The organism is Ruegeria spongiae (assembly GCF_023502395.1).
Lineage (GTDB): Bacteria > Pseudomonadota > Alphaproteobacteria > Rhodobacterales > Rhodobacteraceae > Ruegeria_C > Ruegeria_C spongiae.
In genome coordinates this window covers 1-16200 of the sequence record NZ_JAMFMB010000051.1, presented here as the reverse complement: position 1 = coordinate 16200, position 16200 = coordinate 1, and the positions used below count along the sequence as shown (strand labels likewise).

Here is a 16200-nt window from a genome sequence, read left to right as displayed (position 1 = left end):
AGACGCACGCGCTGGAATTGGAAAGTGGCTGGCCTACTACAACTCTGAGCGCCCGCACTCGACCCACGGCATCTTGACCCCGGAAGAGGCATATGAAACCAGAACAGAACCAGTGAGATTAGCAGCCTGAAATGAAACCCTGATCCATCTTAACAAGGCTGCAAACTGGTCGAAAAAACAGGACCACCTCTCTGAACCTGCGTCAGGTTCGGTCAGACCAAAACAGCAGATGAATTCACTGCTGGCTAGGTTCGGCAGGTATTTCTTTCGCGGCTATTCCGTGCCGTACGCGTATATCGGATACATCACCAGACTGGACTGCACAGACATCATCGAGCGATAGCCGCTGTCGACTCGTTCAACCTCGCGCGCGACCAGACCATAAGTGACATAACTGGAACCGATGCCGTCATATTCCTCGGGGATCATGGTGCCCAGCAGACCCATCTCACCCATTTCACGAAATTTTGCTGGGTCTGACTCTTCGTTGGCGAAGGCTTCTGTCACCCGGGACATCAACCTGTCCTTTGCATAGGCGCGGGCGGCATCTCGAATCATTCTTTCGTCTACGACGAGGTATTCCTCAATCAGGAATGGATCATCCCACCGGAAACTTGAAAAGGGCAGGGGCACTATTAAGGCTTAAGTTCATAGGACTCTCCAGGGGGAAATGAGGGATTGATATTAGGACGTATACTACCTATAGTTTGAATCAAAGAGAAGCTGCTCAGCCGGTGCGTCCGCCGTGTCGGGTGATAGCCCCAGGCAAAGAGAAACGACCAAGGAGACATAATATGGCTGACATGAGCTTGGACTTCTGCGGAGTGAAGTTCAAAAACCCGGTGGTCATCGCATCGCTCGAAACGACCAACAGCCCGGACCTGATGAAGCAGTGTTTCGACTACGGGGCTTCGGGTGCGATCATCAAAACCCTGACTGATATCGAAGACATGGCGCGTCTGACGCAGAATTCGAAATACTGCGTCATGAATTCCAAGGGCGATATCATCCGGGGCAAGGCCGCGCGGGATTTCGTTTTCTACAGCCGGTCTGGTTATTCGAGCACATATTACAAGGATTGGGTTCCCGATCTGATCGAAACGCAAAAATATGCGGCGGAACGGGGTGCGCACCTGATTGGCAGCGCCGGAGCCAAGGACATCAACGGATGGAAGGACATCTGTCGAACCATCGAAGATTGCGGCCTGCCGATGGTCGAGCTCAATTTCGGCTGTCCTCACCCCGCGATGATGCCTGGCGTGCATGGCGGATCCATGATCGGTCAAGAGCCGGAAGTCGCCTTTGAAGTGACGCGGCAGGTCTGTGAATCCGTCGATATCCCTGTTGTGGTCAAATTGACACCTGACCAATCCAAGCCTCTTGAAATCGCAGCGGCCGTCAAAGACGCCGGTGCCGCTGCTGTCACCGCAATCAACCGCCACACCGGATTTGTCGTGGACATCGAAACCGGCCAGCCCCGCATCGGTGGCCCCGCCGGAATCGGCGGAACATGGGTTAAGCCCCTGTCACTTCGGTGGGTCCACAAGATTCACGAAGAACTGGGCATGCCGATCACCGGCTCGAACGGCATCTTTGATCACAAAGACATCATCGAATTCATCATGGCCGGGTCGAGCATCGTACAGGTCGGGTCCATCCTGATGGTCAAGGGCATCAAATGGTTGCCGAAAATGATCGAAGGCGTCGAAACCTTCATGGACGAGCATGGATATAGCTCGGTCGATGAAATGATCGGGATCGCAACCAAGAACTCGGTCAAGGACTATTCCGAACAGTTTTCCAAGAACCGCGTATATGCGGTCGTGAATGACGAGACCTGCAAGAACCCGACCTGCAACATCTGTGTTCAGGTCTGCTTCTATGAGGCGCTGTCGCAAAATCCGGAAGGTAAGATCGACGTTCACGCAGGCAATTGCATCGGTTGCGAACTGTGTCTGGATGTATGTCCGTTTGACTCCATCGAAATGAAGGAAACGGCCCCTGCGCAGTTCGATCAGGGCTTCTTCAACATTCCCGACGGCACCTTCGAACACGACAAGTTCAAAACCAATCGCAACAACATGGAAACGATCCGCAGGGATAGCCCCAAATTCAACAGCGAGCCTGCCGAATAAGGAGATCAATATGGCGATAAACAAAGAACACCGCGAGTTTTTTCAGCTCGACATGAATGACGGTTGGGTGACTCCTCCGGGCTATCCGAGCGGTATCAAGCAAAAGGTCCTGTCTGGCCATCTTGACATGGAGAACCGCCAGGGTGGGTGGACCCGGCTGCTGAAGTTTGAACCGGGCACCTACACAACCGTTCCCTTCGAGCATGACTACTGGGAAGAAGTCTTTGTGATCGAAGGAGATATGTGGGTCGGCAATGAGGGCAATGAGGGTGGCGAACGCTTTGGCCCGTTCACCTATTGTGTGCGCCCGCCGCATGTTCCGCATGGGCCTTTCCGGACCGAGGAAGGCTGCCTGCTGCTGGAGCAGCACTACTACGATCCTCAATGACCTTACGGGCCGGGGCGCTCAGCCCTGGCCACCACAGGAGGCAGGCGATTTGATCCAGAATATCACTGATTTGTCGCGCAAGCTGCGCACTGGCAAGTTGCGTAGCCGCGATCTTGTAGAGGAGTCTTTTGCAGCAATCGATGCTGCAGCCGAGAAAGGCTCAAAGGCTTTTCTCTCGACTTACAAAGATGCTGCGCGAGTACAGGCAGATTGGGTCGACAGAGGTCGTCAGGCCGGAATAAAATTACCGCCTCATGCAGGCATTCCAATTGCCATCAAGGACTTGTTTGATGTGCAAGGCGAAGTAACGCGCGCCGGGTCGCGGGTGTTGGATGAGAATGCCCCGGCCGACCAGGACGCTGATATCGTGCGGAACCTGCGCAGGGCGGGTTTCGTTATTGTCGGCAAGAACAATATGACCGAGTTTGCGTACTCTGGTCTGGGCGTGAACGCACATTTCGGCACGCCGGAAAACCCTTGCGACACTGAAATGCCGCGTGTCCCCGGTGGATCGTCCTCCGGTGCGGCAGTGGCCGTAAACCAGGAAATGGTTCCCGCGGCCATCGGAACGGATACCGGCGGCTCCTGCCGTATTCCCGCCGCGTTTTGTGGAACTGTCGGTTTCAAGCCGACGTCGACGCGTGTGTCCAAACGCGGCGCTGTCCCGCTGTCTCGGACACTGGATTGTGTCGGACCTTTCACCACCAGCGTGTCCTGCGCAGCTGTACTAGATTCAATTTTGTCAGATGGGCACGGCGATGACGTGGAATCCTTCCCCGAAGGCGGGATCAGGCTGGGTGTGCTTGAAGGCTATGTGACGGAAAAGATGGATGAAGTCGTCGCCCGCGCCTATCAGGACGCGCTAACGCGGTTATCGCATCGAGGCGTACGCCTTACGCCATTGGACATCCCACAATTGTCGCGTTTGCCCGAAATCAATAGCAAGGGCGGCTTTGTCGGAGCGGACGCTTACGCATGGCACAAGAACCTCTTGGAAACCCGTGCAGAATTCTATGACCCATGGGTTCGCGACCGGTTTGGTGCGGGCAAATCCCAGACGGCCGCCGACTACATCGAGGTCGGGCAAGAGCGAACACATATGCAAGCGTTGGTCGATGAAAAGCAGGAACAATTTGACGCGCTGGTCCTGCCGACGGTGCAGATCGTGCCCCCGACTCTCGATGAGTTGCAGGATCAGGATCACTCGAACGCGGTGAACCTTTTGTGCCTGCGCAACACCGCCGTCGGCAACTTCCTCGACGTACCGGCAATTTCAATCCCGTGTCATGCCAGTGGATCCCTACCGGTCGGCCTCATGCTGTTTGGCGCGCGCGGCCATGACCGCAAGCTGCTCTCTGTGGCTCGCGGATTGGAGCAGGTCATTCGTGGCCGATAATTACAGGGAAACAAGATGAAACCATCAATTCAAATCTCCGCAAAGCTGACTAGCAAGGACGGCAGTGAAGAGGCCACATTGACGTTCGACCGTGCCGTCGTTGGTGGGTGGACCGGACGCGACAAGGCGGCATTGCAGCATCACATTGATGAACTGGCCAAGATCGGGGTGCAGGCCCCTGCAAAGACACCGATGTTCTACCGTGTTGGTGTTTCCCGTTTGACTGGGGCCCAGGCGATCGAAGTCATCGGCGATGGGTCAAGTGGCGAGGTTGAATATACGCTCATCAAACATGCGGGCCGGATTTGGGTTGGCGCAGCATCGGATCATACGGATCGGGTGTACGAGCATATGGGAATAACCGTTGCCAAACAGCTTTGCGACAAACCACTGGCAAACGAGTTCTGGCCCCTGGACGAGGTCGAGGACCATTGGGACCAGATCCGGATCCGCGCGACGATCCGGGAAAGCGGCGAAGATGTCGTCTACCAAGAGGGGACGGTGGCCGGGCTGTTGTCCCCACAAGAGCTTCTGGGACATCTCAGGGATGAAGGCGACGATCTGATTGAAGGCACTCTGCTGTTTGGTGGAACCTGCGGTGCCATCGGCGGTGTTCGCTATTCGGATCGGTTTACACTTGAACTTGCCGACCCCGTTCTGGGTCGCTCGATCAGGCACAGCTATGATGTAATTCCCGTTCCAATCAAAGGATAAGGTGTTTTTTTGGGCGTATACGAAGTATGCGCCCCAAAAGGAAAGATACATGACTTACATCGTCACAGAGAACTGCATCAACTGTAAATTTCAGGACTGCGTGGCCGTCTGCCCTGTCGATTGCTTTTACGAGGGCGAGAACTTCCTTGTTATCCACCCGGACGAGTGCATCGATTGTGGGGTGTGCGAACCGGAATGCCCTGCCGATGCGATCAAACCAGACACAGAAACAGGGCTGGACGAATGGCTGGCCATCAACACGAAATATGCTGAGATCTGGCCAAATATCACGGAAATCGGCGATGTTCCCGCAGATGCGGAAGAATGGAACGGCAAATCGGACAAAGCCGCCTTGTTGATCACCGGGCAAGAACCCACGGCACCAAACGCGACAAAACCCACTTACGACCCCGGCGAAAAGCCTGAATTCGAAGGCGCTGAGATCTATGAGGTTGATGGTGCGCAGTTGTCGGTAGGGAAACGTGAAGGCCAGGAGACCATCCGGCTCGACCCCAGACCATCACTCGAATCTGACGGAACCGAGCATGATGGCCTTCGCATCCAATCAGAAAAGCAATCCGGCTAGGCCACTCACTTCAATAGGAGATATCGATGACCGCAACTGCCCCCGCTCTGACAGCGGCCAACTTGCCTGACGGGCAAACAGTATTGAGCGTCAAGCACTGGGACGACCGGCTGTTTTCCTTTCGGGTTTCGCGTCCGGCCAGCTTTCGATTTCGCTCTGGTGAGTTTGTGATGATCGGTCTGATGGATGATCCGAACCCGGAAACCGGAAAACAAAAACCGATATTGCGCGCCTATTCTATCGCATCTCCTTTCTGGGACGAAGAACTGGAGTTCTATTCGATAAAGGTTCAGGACGGCCCCCTGACCTCAAGGCTTCAAAGAATTCAACCCGGCGACCAGGTCATTGTCAAAACCAAACCAACCGGGACGTTGGTTATTGACGCATTGCTGCCTGGCAAGCGCCTGTGGATGCTGTCTACGGGAACCGGCGTCGCGCCTTTTGCCAGCCTGATGCGCGACCCGGAAACCTACGAGAAATACGATCACGTCATACTGACCCAGACCTGCCGATTGAACAGTGAACTGGAATACGGTGCGGATCTTGAACGCAGATTGATGGAAGATCCTCTTGTAGGTGAAGAAGCGCGCGAGAAATTTGTTCGCTATGCGACAACGACACGCGAAGAATCCCCGAGAATGGGCCGAATTACCGATCTCATGAAATCCGGCAAGTTGCTTGCGGATCTCGGAGTGCCCAAACTCGACCCTGCCACCGATCGGATCATGATTTGCGGATCCATGGGGTTGAACATGGACCTCAAGGGAATCCTTGAGGCGCAAGGCTTTAATGAAGGTGCAAATAGTCGACCCGGCGAATATGTCGTCGAACGAGCGTTCGTCGACTAGATTATTGATGCGGCCCGAATCCAGTGGGGGAATTATGAGAATAGGCGTTGTTGGCGCAGTTCTTCTGGATCTCGTGTTCCGTTCTTCGTCTTTCCCATGACCCAGTATTCTTACTTCTGGGTCTCCTGCAACAAGGGGCAGTTCAGATGAAGAGTCACCGATCTTCCAGGTTGCCGATTACGGTCTGCTCACCAACCTGTTCCTGACCGTGCCTGAACTGACCGAAAAACAGGGCTAAGCGGGTTCGGTTGAGATTGGAAAAATTGGCAAACAAGGTTTGCGTGAGCGGCCCTTGTTTTGTCTTTATTGCGAATTCATGTTTTCCTGCGTTTAAACCACGACTTTATCACTGCCACGGCAAGGGAGAATGCACCTATCTTGTGTTCAGATGTGGCGGTTCCGCCCGATAGCACCGAATTGCAGTTTGCCACGAATCTTTGAAGCAAAAAGTCCACAAAACCAGTCACAAGCTCAGGTCGATTGAACTGCGCAAGTACGCCCTGAACATTAAACCGGAACTCCACATCTACCGTCGAAGTATCTTCGGTTTTTTTAACAATATCATAGTGAAGCTCGCCCCTCACGTTGGATTGGCCGTTCTTGTCTGCACCGCTGCCCGATAGGTGCCCTTTACGAGATTGCAAATTATTTGCGTAGGTACCCTTGCCGCCAAACCGGGCTTTGATCGGGCCAAAGGACACTTCAATTGCGCCTGAAAACGTTTCTTCGGTCACTTCCGCAACGGAAGCACCGGGAACGCAAGATGCAACACGTGACACATCAGAAAATAGATCCCAAACGTCACCGACGGGGTGATTTAGGCCAAAGCTTCGCGTGATGACGGTCCAGTCTTTGTCCTGCACAACCGATCCGGCAGTCGCAGGATCGGGTGCGGCGTTGAGGTTTTCCTCGGGCTCAAAAGGGGTGAAGGCGGCACGTCGAATGTCATCAGTCCGGGTTTGATCGCATGTGTCAATTTGGGACCCAACATCCATTATGGCTGCGACGATGCCCTGATACCCCGTACATCTGCAGATATTGCCGCTGAGTTCGTGTCGAACCAACGCTTCGTCGGGATTCGAGAAGCGGGTCAGGATATCACGGGATGTTGCCAGCATTCCCGGTGTGCAGAACCCACATTGCAAAGCGTGATGGCGAGAAAATGCTTCGGTGAGCATTTGCCCAAGGGGATCATCACCGCCTTCGATCGTTTGGATGGTAGCTCCATCGCAGTGTCCGGCGAATGTGATGCAAGAACGCACCGGACGCCCGTCCATCATGACGGTGCAGGCCCCGCATACACCTTGTTCACACCCCAGATGCGTGCCAGTCAGGTGCAGATGGTCGCGCAGAACTTCGGCGAGTTGGGTGCGCGGCGGAACGGTCGCTGTAAATTCCTCGCCATTGACGTTTATGCAAATCGTCTCAGTCATGATTGAGTGCCTGTTTGGTGCACCGTTGAAGAGCAACGGCGAGAAGGTGTTTCTTGACCCGATCAAGATCGGGCGCGAGCCGCTCAAGTTCAGCTTTGATGACCTCTTTACTGGGAACTATCCCGGTCACTGCGATTTGACGGCTGAGAGGAATTGACACAATCGGTGCCCCTGCGGTCGCACCAAAAACCACGCGCGAGTAACGTTTCTTCGGGTCGGCGACCCAAGAGGCTATGGCATCCGCGAACTCGCCTACTTTTCGGCACGTTTTGTAGTAGCCCCAAACAGCGGACGAACTGTATCGCGGCAGAATGACGGATTTGAGGAGTTCATCGCTGTTTAGTTCTGTCCGATAAGCGCCGTGAATAAAGCGGGTCATGTCGACATCGCGCGTATCGCCTTGTGCTGACACCATGCGGACAGTTGCACCAAGCGCCGTCAAGGCTGTTATCCAATCGGCTGCGGGATCGGCGTGGCAGAGGCTCCCGCCGATGGTGCCACGGTTGCGCACGGCGCGGTAGGCAATGCCTTTGGCAACGTGGCGCATCATACCGCTGATGGGCTCTGGCAAAGATCCGTCTTCAAATTCGGCATGGCGCAATGCAGTTCCGAATTCGATAAAACCCTCGCCCTCGTCCACCTCTCGCAATTCAGATAATCCGGCAATGCTGATAATCTTCTCGGGTCTGGCAAGCCTGAGGTTCAACATTGGCCCAAGTGATTGCCCGCCCGACATTATTTTTGTGTCTTCGCTCACATCACGAAGCATCTGCATCGCTTCGGCAAGCGTGTCAGGTTGCGCAAACTGAAATCCGACAGGTTTCATCCGGCAACCTCCTCTGGACGGTCGGCGTCCATGATCGCAGACAGAATTTTATGGGGTGTGGCGGGAAGCTCGTTGAGCTCAACCCCAAGCGGTTCGAGCGCATCGTTTATCGCATTCAATACCGCACCGCCGGGGGCAATTGCGGCCCCTTCTCCGACGCCTTTGATCCCGTGCCGCGTATAGGGTGAGGGCGTTTCGCTGTGCTCTAGACGAAAATGCGGCAATTCGGCGGGGCCGGGCAGGATATAGTCGGCAAGGGTGGAGGTCAGGGGCTGGCCGCTTGGATCATACAGCACTTCTTCGAACAATGCCGTGCCTATGCCCTGCGCCGCGCCGCCATATGTTTGCCCTTCAAGGATCAGGGGATTCACACGCCGACCGCAATCTTCGAAAACGTAGTAGTCTTCGAAAGAGACCTTGCCTGTTTCCGGATCGACCTCGACGATGGCGGCATGGGTGGCATAGGTGAAAACACCCGTATCGATGTCGGGCTTGTACCCTTGGGTCACTTCCAGCCCGGCCGTATCCACATCTTCGTCCAGTTGATCGGGGCGCAAATACCAGGCACGGGCTATGTCTGCAAAATCGACACTGGCCGCGCCGCTCAAGGCCTTGCCGTCTTTCAAAGCAACGTCTTTGGCGTCGCACTGCAACAGATGGGACGCATGGATCTTGATCCGCTTCACCAGCTCTTCGGCCGCCTTCGACACCGCCCCTCCGGCCATGACCATCCCGCGCGAGGCATAGGCACCGGTTGAGTAGGGGGTCATGCCTGTATCGCCCATCAAGACATTGATCTTGTCGATGTCCACAGTGAGCCATTCGCTTGCGACTTGGGCAATCGTTGTCTCCAACCCCTGTCCAAAACTATGGTTGCCAGAGCGAACCTCGACCGAGCCGGAGGGGGTGAGTTTCACCATGGCCTGCTCATATCCTGGGACAAGCGGCAGCCCCCATGCGGCAAAGACTTTTGTGCCATGAGCCGATTGTTCCGTGAAAGTTCCAAAGCCCAAACCAAGAAAACGTCCCTGCGTCCGCGCTTCTTTCTGCCGTTTGCGGAAGTCCTCAAGCCCGATTGCCCTGGCCGCTTCTGTTACACTGTGCTGATAGTCGCCACTGTCATAGAACTTGCCCGTGACATTCGTGTAGGGCATTGCGGAACCGGGAACGAGGTTCTCGCGTCTGACATCTGCGGGCTCTCGACCAACCGCACGGGCGATGGCGTCGATTGTCAATTCCATGGCAAAACAAACACCCGGTCGCGCCACCCCCCGGTAAGGTGTGAACCCCGGTTTATTGGTCGCGACCGAGTAGGTTTTGCAACGGTATCCTTCCAATGCGTAAGGGCCCGGGAGATTGCCTCCTGCCTGCGCGGCTTCAAGACATGCGGTGAATGGCCAAACAGAATAGGCGCCGATATCGACGGTGATTTCTGCATCTATACCCAGCAATTTGCCGCGATCATCAGCATAGGCTTTGAGCTTGTAGTGATGCTGACGCGTGTTTGCTCCGGCAACCAAATGCTCTCGGCGATCCTCGACCCAGCGTACCGGCCGCTTGAGCTTCCGCGCCACCCACGAAACCGAGAGTTCTTCGGGTTGGAGCACGCATTTGTATCCAAACCCGCCGCCTACATCTGGTGCGATGACACGTACTTGTCCCTGATCCATTTGTAGATACTGGGCGATGCCCGTTCGGATCAGATGTGGAACCTGAGTAGACGTGTAAACGACCAGTTGGCCGGCTTTGTCATCCCAATAGCTGAGCGTCCCTTTGCCTTCCATCGGGTTCATGCATTGGCGCGCAGTGTTGTATTCACGTTCAATAACGACTGTCGCGTTCTTTTCAGCGAACTCCAGATCTCCGTCGAAGGCCGTGGTTAGAAAGAGATTATCGTCCCAGTCGTCGTGCAACCGCGGCGCATCGCGCGTCTTTGCATCCGAGGCGTTGACCAACGGGGGCAGGGGATCGATATCAACAATCACTTGCTCGGCGATATCCTCTGCCTCGGCCCGCGTCGGGGCAACGCAGATTGCAATGCATTCGCCTACAAAGCGAACTTTGTCCTTTACGAGCGGGTATTGTTGTGAGGCTTTGTAACCGGGCAGCGTCGACTCTGGCCTGATAGGCAGCACATCCGATAGATTCGAAGCCGTGAATACACGATCCTTGTATTTCTCCGGGATTGTGACGGACTTTAGACGGCCATGCGCCAGGGGGCTGCGAACATAAGCGGCTTCGAGCAACCTTGGAAACTTAAGATCCCTGACAAACTTAGCTTGGCCACTCAGCAGTCTCGCATCTTCCTTCCTGGCAACACGTGCCCCAATTCCAGTTCCCACTTTGCTACTCCATCCCGGTCGATTTTGCTCGTCTGTTTTGACATAAACTACAGACGTGCGTAACGTAGTTTACGCAGTATACTACGTTGTGCAAGCGTCTAGACAACGGATGGACGCCCACCGATTATGGCATACGTCCTTTTGAAACCGGCCAACGAGCGGAAACGGAATGGAAGAAAAAAAAGCAGTCGCTTTGCAGGAAACCAAAAACAAGTCGCTCAAGAACCGCAAGTTTCGCGAGCTCTGGAACCGCCCCGGATATCTGATCCGCAGGCTTCATCAGATTCATCTGGGGCTGTTTGCGGAGGAATGCAAGGACGAGGATGTAACGCCTGTCCAATTTGGCATGCTTTCAGTTTTGGCCAGTGGGGTTGAAATGGACCAACTTACCTTATCAATGTCCGTTGGTGTCGACAGGGTTAGTGGTGCCGATGTGATAAAGCGACTGGAACGGCGCGGGCTTTTGCACAGAAACCGCTCTGAAGTCGATAAGCGCGCTCGCGTGATTTGCATCACGCCAAAAGGCGCTGAATTCGTCGAAAATGTCCGCCCTAAAATGGCCCGGGCGCAAGCCAAGCTGGTTGCTCCACTCACAGAGGAAGAACTCGCAGAATTGGAGCGAATCCTGAAGAAATTGGTTGAAGCCAACAATGACGCCAGCCGGGCGCCGCTTGGAGTGAACTGAAGATAACAGAATAGTCCCCCCGGACAGGGTGCGCTTTGGTGAGGTTTCAGAAAAGCGTTTACGTTTGAAAAATAACGTAGCATACTTCCTAAAAAGATGGGAGGAAGTTGCCTGTGAACAATAGCAAGCAATGCCGGAGCGCCAGATGCTTCGCAGCGAGCAACGGAGAGCGGGGTCAATGACACTCATCGCTCAGTATTTTGTGACGGGGATCGTAACAGGGTGTTTCTTGATCCTCGCCACCATCGGCTTCTCACTGACACGGCGTGTCGAGGGCTTTCTGAATATCGCACATGCCGAGATGCTGGGTGTCTCGGCATTCATTGCATGGGGGTTGAACACGCAAGCCGGGTGGCCATTTTTGCCAGCCGCGATTGTCGCAATCGTTGCAACTGCGTTCCTTGGGTTGTTCATTGGCCGCCTTGTTTACGATCCAATCAGAAATCTCGGCCCCGCAGTTTTGCTGATCAGCTCTGTTGGTGTCGCCTACGTCATCGGTGGCGCGATTGATGGGATAGTGGGTACCGGAATCCGGTCTCTGGATATCCCTCTGGCCACGACTTACAAGTTCCTCGGCGTTAGAATAACCGACTATCAGATGATAGTTGTTGGTTTGGCCGCTTTGACAGGGATTTCCCTGGCGCTTTTCCTCAACAAGACGAAAACAGGGCTTGCGATCCGAGCAATGGCGGACAATCCTGCACTTGCTGCGTCCCGGGGCATTGACGTGCAAAAGACCTCTCGTGCCACTTGGCTGGTCGCGTCAGGTTTGGCCGGGCTGGCAGGTGTCATGCTGGCGATGATCGCTACGTTATCTACTGACATCGCGTTTCATCAGATCCTGCAGATCCTGGCAGTCGCAATCCTGGCAGGATTAGGTTCACTCTACAGTGTACTTCTGTCCGGCTTAATTGTGGGCGTGGCAATGGATATGTCAGTTTATTTTATCCCGGCCGGATATCGACCCCTTATCGCTTTTGCAGTGGTGATTGTTGTTCTTCTGGTGCGTCCGGAAGGTCTTTCAGGGAGGAGTAAATCATGAATTTCGAGCAACTCTTTCTGACCGTCCTGACATATGGGTGCCTGTTTTCGGTCATGACCGTCTGCCTGAACCTGCAATATGCACGTGGCGGTATGATCAATTTTGGTACCGTCGCCTATTTTGCTGCAGGCGCGTATGCTTATGCCATTTTCACACAGGAACCACCCAAGGGCTTGGACCAGTATCTGTTTGGCTTTGACGCACCATGGTGGATCGGTTTTATCGCAGCAGGTGTTGCATCGCTGCTGTTTGCTATTATCACTGGTTGGCCGACGCTGCGGCTCAGGGGCGAATATCTGGCATTGACGACATTTGCTTTTGCCGAGGTGCTGCACTCCTTTCTCTTGAACGAACGACGCATCGGCAATGGCAGCGTCGGTTTGTCCAATGTCGATCGGCCGGACTTCTCGGCGATAGGATTGTCCGAGAACTATGGCTTCATGCTGTCGGCAGTGCTGTTGTTGATACTGACTTCACTTTTGTGCCGTCGTATCCTGGCTTCACCTTATGGGCGGGCTGTCGATGCTGTGCGCGACGACGAGGTTGCCGCCGAAGCGGTCGGCAAGGATGTGCATCGGCTGCGCTTCGAAATCTTCGTGATCTCTGCCGTTCCGATTGGATTTGCCGGTGCGCTTTACGCAATGATCACGACGCTGGTCAGCCCGGATTTGTTCACCGCCGAAGTGACTTTCTTTGTCTGGATCGCGCTGGTTCTTGGCGGAGAGCATACGATCAAAGGCGTTATCTTGGGCACACTTGCTCTGGTCACGTTTGAAGAAGTTGTGCGCTCGTTGCATTTCGAAACCGTGCGCGCCGCTGAGATTGCAGCTTCGGTCGAATATATGATGACCGGTTTGATCTTTGTCATGATCTTGCGCTGGCAGCCTTTCACCCGATTTGCCAAGAAAGGTGCTACACCATGAGTTCTGATCTTCTTGTCGTTGAGAACCTGCGGAAACAGTTTGGCGGCCTCAAGGCGGTCGGCGGCGATGACGGGTTGAGCTTTTCGGTCAAAGAAGGGTCTTTTGTTGGTCTGATTGGCCCAAATGGGGCTGGGAAATCGACGACCTTCAACCTGATTTCAGGCGTTCTGGAGCCAACCGCAGGTCGAGTAGTGCTTGCCGGGACAGATTTGGCGAACGTGCGTTCATCCGACATTGCATCATTGGGCCTTGGCAGAACCTTCCAGACGCCACGTGCCTTCATGTCGTTGAGCGTACTCGACAATGTTTTGGTCGGCGCGAAGTCTTCCGGCGAAAATCTGCGTTCTGTGTTGTTAGGCGGCTGGCGAAGCAGCGAGCCGGCATTGATCGAAAAGGCTAAGGCTGCGCTAACCAGAGTTGGGCTTGAAGACCGCGTTACAGAAACCGTATCCAACTTGTCAGGTGGCGAGTTGCGAATGCTTGAAGTCGCGCGCCAACTGATCCGCGATCCCAAGATTCTCTTGCTGGACGAACCCACGGCTGGGGTCGACCCGAGCCTGCAAGGCAAGCTGAGCAAGATTCTAACGGACCTGCACAAAGAAGGGCGCACTTTGATCGTCGTCGAGCACAATCTGCACTTTTTGTTCAGTATCGCAGATCAGATCATTGTGTTGCAGCAAGGCGAACTTCTGTCCAGCGGAACACCGCAGGAAATCAAGACCGATCCCAAAGTGGTCGCGGCCTATTTGGGAGACGAACATGCAGCTTGAAGTCAGGGGTCTGAAATCCGGCTACGGAAAGGTCCAGATTCTCCACGGGATCAATCTGAAGGTTCCTTCAGGCGAGATTACGACAGTTCTGGGCCCAAATGGTGCGGGAAAAAGCACACTGATGAAGACCATTGCCGGGCATCTGCCGATGATGGAAGGCGAAGTTGTCCATAATGGTCAGCATCTGAACGGCATCGGTCCGCTGCATGTTTGCATAGCGGGCGTCGGCCTTGTTCCACAGGATGCCAACGTGTTTTCGGACTTGTCGGTACGTGACAACCTGAACGCATCTGCTGCAGCGTTTGAAGGCGCAATTGAAAGGATAGCAGAAGTCCTGAAGAGATTTCCGATCCTTCAGGAGCGCTCCAATCAATTGGCATCGACGCTTTCTGGAGGCGAACGGCAAACTCTTGCGATTGCAACCGCCCTCGTGGCCGGACCGGACATCCTATTGCTGGATGAACCCACGGCCGGATTGGCGCCGATCTTCGTGGACCGCATCGTGGGATGGGTTGAAGAACTCGCGCAGGACGGAACCGGAATAGCCTGGGTGGTTGAACAGAACCCGGAAAAAATACTGGCGATTTCCGAAGATGCCTACGTCTTGGATGCCGGGCGGGTGGCGGATGTACTCAAAAGCAAAACTCTTCTCGAACCGGGCCGTCTTGAAGAGGTCTTATTACAGGTCCACGCCTAGGGAAAATTTACAACATGGAGGTGAACATGAAACCCAAGCTAAAACGTAGTATGCTCCTCAAGGGATTAGTCGCATCGACCGCATTGGTTGCTACGTCCATGGCTGCATCAGCAGAAGAAGTCACAGTCGGCGTGCTGGTCCCGCTGACCGGTGAACTTGGCGAGTTCGGAAAAATCGTCGCTGGCAGCGTCGAACTGGGCGCGAACGAGATCAATGCGGTGGGCGGTACAAGCTGCGGCAACATTCGACTGGTTGTGGCCGACACTGGCGGTAACCCCGAAGTTGGTATTCGCGAAGCATCAAAGATGATTGAATCGGAAAATGCGGTTGCGATCCTTGGCCCGACATCGGGGGTTATGGTGGCGCTTGTAGATCTGGCAAAACGGACCAAGACGGTGACGATGTCACCCTATGCAGGCACGATCACGCTTAACGAGCTTGGTGGCGACTACGTCTATCGCACCGTTTCTTCGGATCTGGGCGACGGGGCGGCTTCTGGACTGTGGCTGAAAGATAAGGGCTACAAAAGCGTCGCTTTCCTAGTCCAGAACGAGGAATCCACAATCTCTCCTGCTCAGGTTGCCCGGACAACACTGGAAGAGGCCGACATCGAGCTGACCGACTTCGTTGTCTACAACCCCGGACAGCCGTCCTATCAGGCCGAACTGATCTCGGTTCTGGCAAATGAACCTGATGCCATCTATCTGGCTGGAGGTCAGGAATCCGGTGTGACGGTGATCAAGGAAGCCACCTCAGGCGGCTTTGAAGGCGAATGGCTGTTTACAGCTGATCTGGCCGTGCCGGAAATCTTCGATGCAGCCGGTGCCGACCTGTTGAACGGCCGCGCCTATGTGGAATTCGCTGATGCTGACAACTCATTGATGGAGTACAAGGCATTTGAAGCGCTGCATCAGGATAAGGCTGGCGGAGACCCCGGCCCATTTGCCGCCAACTCGTTCGATATGATCAACTTAGTTGCTCTTTCGCTGGAAGCCAGCGGGGTGTGTTCTGGTGAGGGTATCAACTCTGTCATCCGTGATGTTGTGGACGGCGGTGAGAGCGTGTCGTCATTTGCCGAAGGCAAAGCCGCGCTCGATGAAGGCAAGGACATCAACTATGAAGGTGCGTCCGGCCCTCTGGTCTTTGATCCCAGCGGCACGGTGGCAGGCGCATACACCATTCAGCGCGCAGAAGGAGGTGAGTGGGTGAACGAGGAATTCTACCCCGCAAGCGCCTTCGAATAAAGAAAAATAACTCCCCAAATACTGCCCCGGTGATCATTCGCCGGGGCCTTTTTTGCTTGTTTGGCGTTGGGTTTACTTGAGATTGAACTCGCCGGCGACGTATGCAAAATCTGGACTTCAGAGCCAGAGCGATTCATCCTAAATCCGATCCACCAGATGCCGGGACTAAAC

The 16200-nt window shown here is 54.6% G+C and carries 16 protein-coding genes and 3 pseudogenes; 14 read left to right on the top strand and 5 right to left on the bottom strand.

Annotated elements, in window-relative coordinates:
• Positions 1 to 130: integrase core domain-containing protein (locus M3P21_RS21435; protein WP_249713481.1), on the top strand; the 130-nt coding region annotated here is incomplete at its 5' end.
• Positions 131 to 189: 59 nt separating this feature from the next.
• Here the strand turns inward: M3P21_RS21435 and M3P21_RS21430 are convergent.
• A pseudogene (locus M3P21_RS21430) lies at positions 190 to 652 on the bottom strand (acyl-CoA dehydrogenase family protein); the annotation flags it as partial.
• 142 nt (positions 653 to 794) lie between these two features.
• Between M3P21_RS21430 and M3P21_RS21425 the strand changes: the two are divergent.
• The 7 genes and pseudogenes from M3P21_RS21425 to M3P21_RS21395 all read left to right on the top strand — a co-directional run.
• Positions 795 to 2135 (top strand): 4Fe-4S dicluster-binding protein, encoded by a 1341-nt coding sequence (locus M3P21_RS21425; protein WP_249713479.1) that lies wholly within the window; start codon positions 795 to 797, stop codon positions 2133 to 2135.
• A 10-nt stretch (positions 2136 to 2145) separates the two neighbouring features.
• Positions 2146 to 2523: a cupin domain-containing protein gene (locus tag M3P21_RS21420; RefSeq protein WP_249713477.1), complete on the top strand. Its 378-nt coding sequence runs from the start codon at positions 2146 to 2148 to the stop codon at positions 2521 to 2523.
• A gap of 49 nt (positions 2524 to 2572) precedes the next feature.
• Positions 2573 to 3919, top strand: a complete 1347-nt coding sequence (locus tag M3P21_RS21415; RefSeq protein ID WP_249713475.1) for an amidase — start codon at positions 2573 to 2575, stop codon at positions 3917 to 3919.
• A gap of 15 nt (positions 3920 to 3934) precedes the next feature.
• Positions 3935 to 4633 carry a DUF2848 domain-containing protein gene (locus M3P21_RS21410; RefSeq protein ID WP_249713472.1) on the top strand — a complete coding sequence of 233 codons (699 nt, stop codon included), beginning with the start codon at positions 3935 to 3937 and terminating at the stop codon, positions 4631 to 4633.
• 49 nt (positions 4634 to 4682) lie between these two features.
• Positions 4683 to 4985: pseudogene (gene fdxA / locus M3P21_RS21405) on the top strand (ferredoxin FdxA); the annotation flags it as partial.
• 260 nt (positions 4986 to 5245) lie between these two features.
• On the top strand, positions 5246 to 6067 hold the full coding sequence (locus tag M3P21_RS21400) for a ferredoxin--NADP reductase (RefSeq protein WP_249713470.1): 822 nt from the start codon (positions 5246 to 5248) through the stop codon (positions 6065 to 6067).
• A gap of 139 nt (positions 6068 to 6206) precedes the next feature.
• A pseudogene (locus tag M3P21_RS21395) lies at positions 6207 to 6305 on the top strand (electron transfer flavoprotein subunit alpha/FixB family protein); the annotation flags it as partial.
• A gap of 76 nt (positions 6306 to 6381) precedes the next feature.
• Here M3P21_RS21395 and M3P21_RS21390 read toward each other — a convergent pair.
• The 3 genes from M3P21_RS21390 to M3P21_RS21380 are packed head-to-tail and all read right to left on the bottom strand — an operon-like array spanning position 6382 to position 10668.
• Entirely contained in the window at positions 6382 to 7500 is a 1119-nt protein-coding gene (locus M3P21_RS21390) for a 2Fe-2S iron-sulfur cluster-binding protein (RefSeq protein ID WP_249713468.1), read from the bottom strand.
• Positions 7493 to 8326 (bottom strand): FAD binding domain-containing protein, encoded by an 834-nt coding sequence (locus M3P21_RS21385; protein ID WP_249713466.1) that lies wholly within the window; start codon positions 8324 to 8326, stop codon positions 7493 to 7495. The genes M3P21_RS21390 and M3P21_RS21385 overlap by 8 nt, the downstream gene beginning before the upstream one ends.
• The gene (locus M3P21_RS21380) at positions 8323 to 10668 is read right to left on the bottom strand and encodes a xanthine dehydrogenase family protein molybdopterin-binding subunit (RefSeq protein WP_249713464.1); all 2346 of its coding nucleotides are present in this window, start codon (positions 10666 to 10668) and stop codon (positions 8323 to 8325) included. The genes M3P21_RS21385 and M3P21_RS21380 overlap by 4 nt, the downstream gene beginning before the upstream one ends.
• Before the next feature lie 169 nt (positions 10669 to 10837).
• On the opposite strand from M3P21_RS21380, the gene M3P21_RS21375 reads away from it, so the two are divergent.
• The 6 genes from M3P21_RS21375 to M3P21_RS21350 all read left to right on the top strand — a co-directional run bounded on the left by M3P21_RS21375 (position 10838) and on the right by M3P21_RS21350 (position 16029).
• Positions 10838 to 11353, top strand: coding sequence for a MarR family winged helix-turn-helix transcriptional regulator (locus tag M3P21_RS21375; protein WP_249713461.1), 516 nt, complete (start codon positions 10838 to 10840; stop codon positions 11351 to 11353).
• Between the two features lie 178 nt (positions 11354 to 11531).
• Positions 11532 to 12395, top strand: a complete 864-nt coding sequence (locus M3P21_RS21370; protein ID WP_249713459.1) for a branched-chain amino acid ABC transporter permease — start codon at positions 11532 to 11534, stop codon at positions 12393 to 12395.
• Positions 12392 to 13318: a branched-chain amino acid ABC transporter permease gene (locus tag M3P21_RS21365; protein WP_283781099.1), complete on the top strand. Its 927-nt coding sequence runs from the start codon at positions 12392 to 12394 to the stop codon at positions 13316 to 13318. Before M3P21_RS21370 ends, M3P21_RS21365 begins: the two co-directional genes overlap by 4 nt.
• Positions 13315 to 14088, top strand: a complete 774-nt coding sequence (locus M3P21_RS21360; RefSeq protein ID WP_249713455.1) for an ABC transporter ATP-binding protein — start codon at positions 13315 to 13317, stop codon at positions 14086 to 14088. The genes M3P21_RS21365 and M3P21_RS21360 overlap by 4 nt, the downstream gene beginning before the upstream one ends.
• Complete coding sequence (locus M3P21_RS21355) at positions 14078 to 14785, top strand: ABC transporter ATP-binding protein (protein ID WP_249713454.1); 708 nt, start codon at positions 14078 to 14080, stop codon at positions 14783 to 14785. The genes M3P21_RS21360 and M3P21_RS21355 overlap by 11 nt, the downstream gene beginning before the upstream one ends.
• A gap of 26 nt (positions 14786 to 14811) precedes the next feature.
• Positions 14812 to 16029 (top strand): ABC transporter substrate-binding protein, encoded by a 1218-nt coding sequence (locus M3P21_RS21350; RefSeq protein ID WP_249713452.1) that lies wholly within the window; start codon positions 14812 to 14814, stop codon positions 16027 to 16029.
• Here M3P21_RS21350 and M3P21_RS21345 read toward each other — a convergent pair.
• Positions 16005 to 16200 (bottom strand): hypothetical protein (locus M3P21_RS21345; protein ID WP_249713450.1); only part of this gene is annotated, 196 nt, incomplete at its 5' end. The two genes, M3P21_RS21350 and M3P21_RS21345, sit on opposite strands and share 25 nt — an antisense overlap.